Origin of the sequence: Polymorphobacter multimanifer, assembly GCF_014205635.1 — a bacterium.
In the GTDB taxonomy this organism is placed as follows: Bacteria; Pseudomonadota; Alphaproteobacteria; order Sphingomonadales; family Sphingomonadaceae; genus Sandarakinorhabdus; species Sandarakinorhabdus multimanifer.
On sequence record NZ_JACIIV010000024.1, the window covers coordinates 43,686 to 53,428 of the forward strand.

The window sequence follows — 9,743 nt, forward strand, 5'->3', positions numbered from 1 at the left end:
TTCGCTATAACCGTTGCAGCAGCCTGCGCATCGGCAGCCTTTTCACAGCCGCGCACGGTGTCCTCCGAGGCTGGGGAACTTGCACTGGAGACGATTGCCAGGGGGCTCGACCATCCTTGGGCGCTGGCATTTCTGCCTGATGGCCGGGTGCTGGTGACGGAGCGCAATTCCGGCAACCTCAGGATCGTGTCACGCGATGGCGCGCTGTCTTCCCCTGTTGAAGGCGTGCCGAAGATCTTTCGTTACAAGGGCGTGACCGGCCGCAGCCAGGCAGGGCTGTTCGATGTGCGCCTGCACCCCGAATTCGCGTAAAATCGCACGATCCTGCTGAGCCTTTCCAAGCCGACCGAGCATGGTGCGGCGGTTGCCGTCATCAGTGGTCGGCTCGCCGAGCAGGGGCAGACGGCGCGGCTGGAGAATGTGCGTGAAGTGTTCGAGATGAAGGAAGACGATCAGGATTCCAGCGGGCTGCACTTTGGCGGGCGCATGGCGCTGGCGCCCGACAATCGCCACCTGTTCCTGTCCATCGGCGAGCGTCGCAACATTTCCCGCGCGCAGAACGCTGCCGACCAGGCGGGCTCCATCCTGCGGATGACGCTCGACGGCGAGGTGCCGGGCGACAATCCGCGCATGCCGATCGGTAAGGACGATGATGACGAGCCCAAGCCGGCGGATCCTTATGTTTATGCGATGGGCAGTCGCAACAGCCAGGCGCTTGCCATCGAGCCGGGCTCCGGGATGCTGTGGTCCGCCGAGCATGGCCCCAAGGGTGGTGACCGCGTCGACCCCGTTCGCCCCGGCGTCAATCTGGGCTGGCCGTTCATCACGGCCGCAACCGATTATTCGGGCGCGCCGGTGGGGGAAGGCCTCAGCAAGGAAGGCATGCAGTCGCCCGTTCATGTCTTCAAGCAGACTGTCGCGCCCTCTGGTGCCGCCTTCTACACCGGCGATGCGATCCGCGGCTGGCGGGGAAGCTTGCTGGTCGGTGGGCTGGCGAACCAGGCGCTGATGCGAATTTCGACAAAGGGGCAGACGGTGCAATCGGTCGAGACGATCGAGGTCGGGCGCCGGGTCCGCGACGTCCGCGTGGCGCCGGATGGTGCGATCTGGATGGTGACCGACCATGAGGACGGCGAGCTGCTCCGGCTTGCGCCCCCTGCCGGACGATGACGGGGCGCTGAAGGGGTGCCGAGGACACCGATGTGCATTGCGGTGGGAGTGCTGCAATGGCAGGAAAGGTCCATGCTGAAACTCTCCCTTGCAATGCTCGCTTCGGCGCTGATGCTGTCCCCGGCCGCTGCGCAGCAGGTGGGCGCATGGATGCTGGCGCCCTCCCCGCTGGGTGGCTATCTCGTGCCGGGCAAGGTGAGCGCGGTCAGTGGCCAGTCGGTCACCCTGACGTTCGACGGCGCTAGCCGCACCCATCTCTTGGCGGAGCTGCAACCGCTCGCCTGGACGGTCGCCTCGAAGATCGAGTGCGGCACGGCCGGAGGCGACTGGCAGGATGTGACGATCACTGCGCTGGGCGCCGGCGACGGAACCTTGACAATCCGGCAGGACACCGATGCGGTGGTGCGCGGCACCACATTCGCCGGGTGCCGCGTTCCCCAATATCCGTAAGCGCAGGGGTATGTGCTGATGGGTGAATGACGCGCCGGGAGATCGAGACATGCCGCTTGAGCAGACCCGGAATGCGATCAAGGCCGGCGATCTGCTGGGGGCATATGATGCTGCCGTGGCCGGCATCGCGTCCGGACACGAGAGCCGCGAACTTCACTATCTGCTTGTCCTGACATTGGCCCGCATGGGCGATACCGAGCGTGCCTATGCGCTGTTCCTGCAGCACGATCTTGCGTCCGAGGCGAGCGAGGACATTCTGTCGTTGCTTGCCCGCATCCTCAAGGATCGCGCGATTGCAGACAGCGGATCGACACGCAACGCCCTGCTGATGGCGGCGAGCCAGGCATATCTCGATGCGAATGCCAGGTTTGGCGGCTATTACAGCCTGATAAATGCCGCGAGCCTGTCCTGCCTGGCGGGAGATATCGACCGCGGGACCGAACTTGCCCGGCGTGTGCTCGCCGACCCGGAGGTGGCAGATCCCTCCTCCTATTTCGCTGCAGCGAGCGCTTCGGAGGCCTGGCTGCTGCTCGGCGATGCCGAACAGGCAGTTGCCGCGGCAGAGCGCGCCTGTGCCCTGCCCGATGCCGCACTCGGGCCAAGGGGCTCCACCGTGCGGCAACTGCTTTTGCTCGGCCGCCAGGCCGATGTCTCCACCGAGCTTGCCGAGCGCCTGTGCGTGTTGCTGCGGCCGCCGCCGATCCTGTTCTATTCGGGCCATCTGTTTGTCGAGGATGCTGCCGTCGAAGCGGCCATCGCGACACGGATCGACGCCGAGCTGGCGTCATCCGGGACGGCAATTGCCTATGGAGCGCTGGCGTGCGGAGCGGATATCCTGTTTGCCGAAGCCGTGTTGCGACGTGGCGCCCATCTGCATGTCGTCCTGCCCTTCACCACCGCCGACTTCATCGCAGAATCGGTGCTGCCGGGGGGCGAAGGCTGGCTGCCCCGGTTCGAGGCCGCGCTTGCCGCCGCCAGGACCATCACCTTCGCCAGCGAGGCTGCCTATATCGGGGACCCGGAGCAATATCATCACGGCAACAATCTCGCGATGGGGATGGCGGTCCTTCGCGCGTCGCATCTTCATACCAGTGCCGAACTGGTAACGGTGTGGGACGGCGCGCCGGCGCGGGGGGTCGGTGGCACCGGTGCCTATATCGCGCACTGGCGCGAGCTTGGTCACACCGCGAAAGTGATCGAACCCGGTGCCATTGCCAGGCCGCCCATCGGCGCGAGCCGCCGCATCGCAGCAACGACGCAAGCGACGCGATGCCAGCGCGCCATTCTCTTCACCGACTATGCCGGCTTCTCCCGCATCGCCGAACATGACCTGCCGCCTTTCTGGGCCGATGTCATGGGCGCCGTGGCCAATGTGCTCGCAGGGGCCGGTTCCGCGGTCGAATTCCGCAACAGCTGGGGGGACGCCGTCTTTGCGGTCATCGACGACCTGAAGGTGGCGGCACGCGTCGCGATCGACATCGTGGCTGCGATCGAGGCGCCGGCAGACGCGGGCGGGATGCGCGTGGCACTGCACTATGGGCCGGTTTACCGGATGATCGATCCGATCACCGGCCTTGCCGGCTATATCGGCACCGAAGTCACCCGCGCAGCACGGATCGAGCCGGTGACGCCGATCGGCCAAGTCTATGTCACCCAACCCTTTGCCGCGATGCTGGCGCTCGAGAAGGAATCCGCGTTCCGCCTCGAATATGCCGGGCAGGTGACGCTGGCGAAACGCTATGGCACAATGCCGCTGTATCGCCTGTCGCCTTGAGGCCGAACAGAACCGCGGAGACGGCACCGCCACCCTTGCTCGCTCCTTGTTCAGGGGCGGGGAGCGTTCAACCAGGAGTGGCTTTCTGCACAAGCTGACCAGACCCTGCGCTGCCACGGCCTGGTTGTAGCCCGACCGGCCGGTGCGCTACTCCGCCTTCATCAGCTACAACCACCGGGACCGCAAGGAAGCGTCGTGGCTTCTCAAGGCGCTCGAAAGCTACCGGGTGCCGAAACGGCTGCATGGCCAGCCGAGCGCCGTCGGCATCCTGGGCAGCAGGTTGCCACCGGTCTTCCAGGATCGCGCCGAGCTCGCAGCCTCGTCCAATCTCGCTGAATCGGTCCGCGCTGCCCTGGTTGAATCGGCGTCGCTGATCATTGTGTGCTCGCCCAATGGCGCCAGATCGAAATGGGTGAACGAAGAGATCCGCGCCTTTGTCGCCATGGGGCGGCGCGACCGCATCCAGTGCCTGATCATCGGCGGCGAACCCAATGCCGCCACCCTGCCGGACAGCGACCCGGAGCTGGAATGCCTGCCGCCCGCGCTCTTCGAGAACGGCGGCACCGAACCGCTTGCGTCCGACATCCGGCCGGGAAAGGACGGGCGCGCTGCTGCGCGGCTGAAGCTGCTCGCCGGCATCATGGGGGTCGGCTATGACGAATTGCGTCAGCGCGAGGCAAGCCGCCGGCAGCGGCAGCTGGCGATTGTCGCAGGCGCTTCTGCAATCGGCTTCGTCGTGATGGCGGGGCTGGCCGTGAGCGCGGTCCTGGCCCGAAACGACGCCATCTTGCAGCGCGACATCGCCCGGCAGAAAACGATGACCGCGGAGCGAACCGTCGAGTTCGTCCAGTCGCTGTTCGAAGTGTCCGACCCGTCCGAGGCCAAGGGCTCGCAGATCAGTGCGCTCGCGATCCTCGACAAGGGCGCAGCGCGCATTGCCGACTCGCTCGGCGACGAGCCGAGCGTCAAGGCCGAGCTGATGACGACGCTCAGCAACGTCTATCTCGGCCTTGGATCGTTGCGAAAAGGCGATGCGATCATCCGCAATTCCCTGCGGCTGCAGGTCGATGATCCGGGGGTGGCGGCGCGCCAGCTGCTGGCGCTGGGCAATTCCGAGACCCGGCAGGGCGAATATGCCGCCGCTGCGAAAACATTTTCCAGAGCGCTGCTTCTGGCCCGCGACAGCCAGCGGGGCAATCCTGCGCTCATTGCCCCCATTCTTGTCGGCCGGGGGGAAGCTCGCTCTGCAGCCGAAGACACCAAGGGTGCCGATGCCGACATCAGGCAAGCGCTCCAGGCTGACCTTGCGACCTTCGGCCCCCGCCATCCGGCCGTTGCCCGTGATCTCGAGGCGCTTGGCCTCAACGCGCTGGCGGAGGACCGGCTCGACGACGCCAGGTCGATGTTCGAAAGGGCGCTCGCAATTCGGATCCCGGTGCAGGGGCTTGCCCATCCCCGCGTTTCTGAAAACTACAACGAGCTTGGTTCGATTGCCTATCTGCAGCGCGACTCCCCGGCCGCAGAAGCGCTTTGGTCCCGAGCCCTGAAGTCCGACGAGCTGGTGCTTGGGCCGGACCACCCCGATGTTGCCATTTCCATCAACAATGTCGCGCGCGTGATGCTTGAAAGACGAGGCTTTGCAGAGGCCTGGAAGCTGCTGGTGCACGCGCGCGACATCAGCTTGCGGCAGCGCAGCGCCACGCATGACGATCTGGCGTTCATCCTCGGCAACCTCGGCTTGGCGGAGCGCGGCCTCGGCCAGGCGGCGGCGGCAACAGCCACGCTGCAGGCAGCGCTGGTAGCGGCCGAGATCCACAAGCATCGTAACCGCGCGCCCATTCTCGCCGATTTGGCCGATCTTGCCTGCGACCAGGGGGTGCCGGTCCGCGGCCTCGCCCTGCTCGACCGCGCGGCCCCGCTGATGCTGGAGGACTATCCCGATGACCCCTGGCGGCAGGCCTGGGTGACCAACACGCGGGGGAAATGCCTGCTCGCCGCGGGACGGAGGCGTGAAGGAAAAGCCGCCATCGAGGCCAGCATGGCCGACATCCGCGCGCGTTGGCCGAAATCCACCCTGTTCGGCGCCCTGGCGGAAAAGCGTCTGCAAGGCACGATGACTTCGGCAGAGTGAATACGGCAGAGCGGGCCACTCGTATAGAAAGGATGAAAGAATTCTGTCCATTCGGACTATGGGCACATGGGCCCGCATCGTCGAGTAGAGGAAGCTTCATGCATATGCGCCTGGTATCCGTCTGCCTGCTCGTCGCAATGACGGCTGCCACGCCTTCCGCCGCACGGCGCACGGCCATCGACCAGGATGCTGATGGCAACCCGATCAACTTTTCCCTCGGCGGTTATTGTGATCTCAACGGTGATGACTGCGGCAGTGGCATGGCGTTGGGATACACCGCCAGGATCGGATCGGCCGATGCAATCAACAATGTCATCACCCATGGCAATGGCTTGTTGACCTTCGGAAGAGCCGTCGATTTCTTTTCCGGCCCGGAAGGCAGCGACCTCGGCTTTCAGGGAATGATCTATTCGGGCACCGTGCCGCGGTTGACAGACTATGGCGTCAATCTCGTCAGTGGCGGGCAGAACATCGATCTCGACTTCGACGGCGTCTTCTACCAGAGCTCGAAGGTCTCGTTGGGACAGCGCGGTGTCATCCAGGTTGAGTGGTTCACCTGTTTTGCACCGACTTCGCGCACCACATGTCCTGGGTCCAATCAGCAGTTCCTTACGCTTACGCCTGGCCGACTGGGATTTACCGGCGTGTTCACCGGCAATGGTCGTGAAGACGCGCCGGGTTTCGTGATCGACGGTGTGTATAACTCCGTGGCGCTCAACCAGCCGTTCCTGCTTCCGGCGGAGATAACCGGTCTGGACTTCCAGTCCTACATCCCCGAGCCCTCGTCATGGTCGTTGATGATCATCGGCTTTGGACTTGTCGGCTGGGCGACACGGCGGCGCCGGCAGCATGTCGGTGAGTCGATGCCGCTTGCACCTGCGCCAGCTGGCTGAACGCCGACAGGGCAGCGTCAGCACGAGCGGGCGACCTGATCAGGCCATTCGGCGATACTGTCAGGCCGGGGATCCCGCGCTCCCCGGCCTTTCAGTCATCGACAGTCTTGCGTCAGAGCCGCAATGCGACCCGAAGATAGCCGAACTGGCCCGGGATATCATAGGTAGTCGGGTCGAAGTTCGGGCCTGTGCAGCTGAAGCAAGGCGGCGGGCCCGAGTTGAAGACGTTGTTGACGCCCACCGTGAAGGTCATCCGGTCATCGAGAAAGGATGGTGTGTAGCCCAGCTGCACGTCCCCATAGAGGATGCGATTCAGCCGCCGGGCATTGGCGCTTTCCGTGACTCCGCTGATGTAGCGGCCGGTGAACGAAGCCGTGAACCCGGCAATCGCCCAGTCGAGGATCGCATTGGCCTTGTAGCGCGGATAGGACTGGACCGGGCTGCCGCGGGTTGTTCCGGTCCGATCGATGACGGTGAAGCCGCCGGTGGAAGGAACCGACTCCTCGTAGCGAAGCAACCAGGTGTTGTTCCAGGTCAGCCCGAACGAGCCGACCGAGGTTTCCGGCGAGCGATAGGTGAAGTTGACGTCGATCGCCTTGACGCGGATCCCGCCGATATTCTGCAGGATACCGTTGACGACCCCGACAAAGCCTGCGGGAGTGCGCTGGATGTTGCCGCAGCTCAGCGGATCGCCGGTCTGTGCGCAACGTGCCAGCGTGAGATCGGCAGGCACGGACGCAATGGCCCCGTCCAGCTTCACATCGGAGTAGCTGCCCTCGAGCACGAGCGTGCGGGCAAAGCCGCTGTTGCGCGCCCAGGCCGGGCTGTAGGCGCCACCGAAAGCGATTGTGCGCGAGGTTTCCGGCTGCAGGTTGATATTGCCGCCGGTCACCACCGATGCACCCGCGGCGTCCACCGCATAGCTTCCGTTGGCCGGCACGCCATTGGCGATGCAGTTGGCCCGCACCGTTGCAGAGGCCGGGACGTTGCCGGGCAAGGTGCCGTTGATGTCGTTGCATGGATCGAACGCGCCACCATCGAAGCGCGACGGCGCCCCGAACAACTCGCCGATGCTGGGCGCACGAAGTGCCGTTGCATAGGACCCGCGAACCAGCAGGTCGCTGAACGGCTTCCACAGCACATTGCCCGTGTAGGTCGTGTTGTCCCCGAAGGTGGAGTATTTCGAGTAGCGGATGGCACCATCGACCTCGAGCGAGTTGATCAACGGAATATCGGACAGCAGCGGCACGCGAAGCTCGCCGTAGACTTCGTCCACCTTGAAGGCGCCGCTCGACCCGCGCGCCGGAATGTCGGCCGAGAAGCCGGCCTCGACGATCGGATCGGGGGTGAAGCTGCCCGATTGGTTGCGGTGCTCATAACCGACCGCGAAGCCGACCGGTCCGGCCGGCATGTCGAACAATGTGCCGTTGAGGTTTGCGGTATAGTCGTTCAGCTTCTGCTGGCTGCGCGATTGCTCGGTGAAGCCGACAAAACCGAGCATGGCCGGGGTGATCGACCCGACACCGCCGAAGATGTTGAAGGGCACGCACGCCCCGGTGCACTGCGAGATCGGGCCGAGCGCCTGGCGCAGCAGGGAAGTGTTGATGTTGCCGGTGAACACCTGACGGGCATAGTTGTAGCCCAGCACCGCGTTGACATCCCAGTACCAGGTCCGCGCGCCGACATCGAAGGCACCGTCGAGGGTGCCGGTCACCGACATGGTGTCGACCTTCTGCGAGAAGCTCCGTGGCCCCGCCTCCACCACGCGCCGGGCGATGAAGCCGTAGTTTGCGGGCGGCTCGCCGGGGCCACCGGCGGAGAGAGTGACGCCGAAGGGGTTGAACGGGTTGGTCGCATCGATCGAGAAGGTGTCGGTGACCGTGCCGGAGCCTGCATCGGGCCCTAGGAACAGCGGCAGGAACGCTGCCTGGTTCTGCGAGTTGCGGCGGTTGTACAACGCCTTGACGCGGAAATTCACCCGGTCCGACAGCGCCTGCTTGATGCTCACGAACCCGCCATAGCGTTCGGACGGGGTGATGAAGAAGTTGAAGGGTGCGAAGTTGAAGCGATCACCGGTGGTGAAGGGCTTGAAATCGCTGTTCGGTCCGGTCGGGTTGGTCGCGTCGAAGCGCGGCCGCCCGGCCACTGGCGCTTTCAGCGTGAGCACCTGTGACGGGCTGAGGAAGAACTGCCCGAGCGGGGTCGCGCCCGAACAGCCGCCCTGCAGGCAGCTTGTGGCACCGGGGTTTGGAAACTGCGACAGCGGACGGTCTGCCGTCGAGACCAGATCGGCCTTCACATAGCTGACGCCGACCACCACGCTCGTCGCTTCGCCCTTGATGCCATAGCTGATGTTATAATCCTGCGTAGCGCCATCGCCCTGGCGGAACTGGCCATATTGTGCCGATGCCTGCAGCCCCGCCTGCTCGGACTTGGTGATGATGTTGACCACGCCGGCAATCGCGTCCGACCCGTAGAGCGCCGATGCCGCCGATTGCAGCACTTCGATCCGGTCCACCATGCCGGCGGGCAGCGAGTTGAGATCGACCGATGCGGGGATGCCGCTCGCCGATGAGCCGTTGACGAAGCGCATGCCGTCGACGAGCACCAGCGTGCGTCGCGAGCCGAGATAGCGCAGCTCGACTTCGGCCGAACCGGCACCGACACCGCCGCCATCGGGCGGATTGCCGAGGTTGCCCGAGTTGTTGAAGCGGCTGTTGAGACCACCCGAGGCCGCCGGGATACGCTGCAGGATGTCGGCGACCGAGGATAGCCCGGTTTGCGCGAGCGACGCTGAATCGAGTACCTGCACCGGCGCGCTCTGCGAGAGCGGATCGCGGCGGATGCGCGACCCGGTAACGACAATGTCTTCTAGAGCCCCGGTCTCTTCCGCGGTAGCTGCCGGTGGTGTTGCCACCTGCGCCTGGGCGGCAACGCCGAGCAGCGCCGCAATGGCAGCACCTGTCAACTGGACTGTTCTTACTCGCATGCTTGCCCCCTGCAAAACGTCAGGTCATCAGCATCCGCTGCACTGCAGCGGAATACAATCCCATGACGCCGGCAGGTATGACAAGAAAAGTTGGTGTTGCCCGGAAAGCACATTCGCGCACGACAGGGGCAGCTGAAATAGTTTGTTAATCGTCCATCAAAAGTTCGCTGGAATATTACTTGCAGTGATATACAGTTGATCCACACCCAAGCGGGCCACTTCCGTCAAACATCATACGAATCGTAATTACCCACCCCCTGCGTTGAGCTATCCGGCGGAGACAGCGCCGAGGATGGTGTTGTAGGGATTGGCCCCGGACAGTCGCGCAGTATCGAC

Annotated in this window: 5 protein-coding genes and 1 pseudogene; 5 read left to right on the forward strand and 1 reads right to left on the reverse strand. The window is 64.5% G+C overall.

Annotated elements, in window-relative coordinates; genetic code table 11:
- Nucleotides 1-57 precede the first annotated feature (57 nt).
- The 5 genes and pseudogenes from FHS79_RS18975 to FHS79_RS14830 all read left to right on the forward strand — a co-directional run bounded on the left by FHS79_RS18975 (nt 58) and on the right by FHS79_RS14830 (nt 6,418).
- A pseudogene (locus FHS79_RS18975) lies at nt 58-1,170 on the forward strand (PQQ-dependent sugar dehydrogenase).
- 72 nt (nt 1,171-1,242) lie between these two features.
- On the forward strand, nt 1,243-1,620 hold the full coding sequence (locus FHS79_RS14815) for a hypothetical protein (protein ID WP_184201800.1): 378 nt from the start codon (nt 1,243-1,245) through the stop codon (nt 1,618-1,620).
- Nucleotides 1,621-1,669: 49 nt separating this feature from the next.
- The gene (locus FHS79_RS14820; protein ID WP_184201803.1) at nt 1,670-3,394 is read left to right on the forward strand and encodes an adenylate/guanylate cyclase domain-containing protein; all 1,725 of its coding nucleotides are present in this window, start codon (nt 1,670-1,672) and stop codon (nt 3,392-3,394) included.
- 142 nt (nt 3,395-3,536) lie between these two features.
- Entirely contained in the window at nt 3,537-5,525 is a 1,989-nt protein-coding gene (locus FHS79_RS19360; protein ID WP_184201806.1) for a tetratricopeptide repeat protein, read from the forward strand.
- 98 nt (nt 5,526-5,623) lie between these two features.
- Nucleotides 5,624-6,418, forward strand: a complete 795-nt coding sequence (locus FHS79_RS14830) for a PEPxxWA-CTERM sorting domain-containing protein (RefSeq protein WP_184201809.1) — start codon at nt 5,624-5,626, stop codon at nt 6,416-6,418.
- A gap of 112 nt (nt 6,419-6,530) precedes the next feature.
- Here FHS79_RS14830 and FHS79_RS14835 read toward each other — a convergent pair whose 3' ends face one another.
- Nucleotides 6,531-9,407: a TonB-dependent receptor plug domain-containing protein gene (locus FHS79_RS14835; RefSeq protein ID WP_184201812.1), complete on the reverse strand. Its 2,877-nt coding sequence runs from the start codon at nt 9,405-9,407 to the stop codon at nt 6,531-6,533.
- Between the last annotated feature and the right edge of the window lie 336 nt (nt 9,408-9,743).

Coding starts and splice junctions, on each gene's coding strand:
- FHS79_RS14815 (WP_184201800.1), top strand. CDS start 1,243: ATGCTGAAACTCTCCCTTGCAATGCTCGCTTCGGCGCTGATGCTGTCC.
- FHS79_RS14820 (WP_184201803.1), top strand. CDS start 1,670: ATGCCGCTTGAGCAGACCCGGAATGCGATCAAGGCCGGCGATCTGCTG.
- FHS79_RS14830 (WP_184201809.1), top strand. CDS start 5,624: ATGCATATGCGCCTGGTATCCGTCTGCCTGCTCGTCGCAATGACGGCT.
- FHS79_RS14835 (WP_184201812.1), bottom strand. CDS start 9,407: ATGCGAGTAAGAACAGTCCAGTTGACAGGTGCTGCCATTGCGGCGCTG.